We start from the raw sequence: 274 nt of genomic DNA, 5'->3' as shown, positions 1-274 counted from the left end.
AGATCGAAGCGAAAAAACTGATTTGGAGCGGTGAAAAATTGCCGGCTGAAAAAGCGGTGCGGCTCAAGCTTGCCGACGGGCTGTTCAGCGGCGGCCCTGCGGAGGGGGCACAACCGTATATCGACCGATTGCTGCATGCGCCGCTGTCAGCGATGATTGAAACGAAGGCTATTTATCAGAGCCTCCATATCAGCCGGTTAAAAGACGTTTTATCTCTTGAACGAAAGGCCCAGGAAAATATGAGAAAAACGGATGATCATAAAGAGGGCATCCG

1 pseudogene is annotated in these 274 nt (G+C 51.1%); it reads left to right on the top strand.

The features are described 5' to 3' along the window. A pseudogene (locus tag SB660_RS20425) lies at positions 1-274 on the top strand (enoyl-CoA hydratase); the annotation flags it as partial.

This window comes from Bacillus sp. SIMBA_005 (assembly GCF_046535585.1).
In the GTDB taxonomy this organism is placed as follows: domain Bacteria; phylum Bacillota; class Bacilli; order Bacillales; family Bacillaceae; genus Bacillus; species Bacillus pumilus.
The sequence above is the reverse complement of the archived record's forward strand: the minus strand, read 5'-3'. Positions and strand labels throughout refer to the sequence as shown.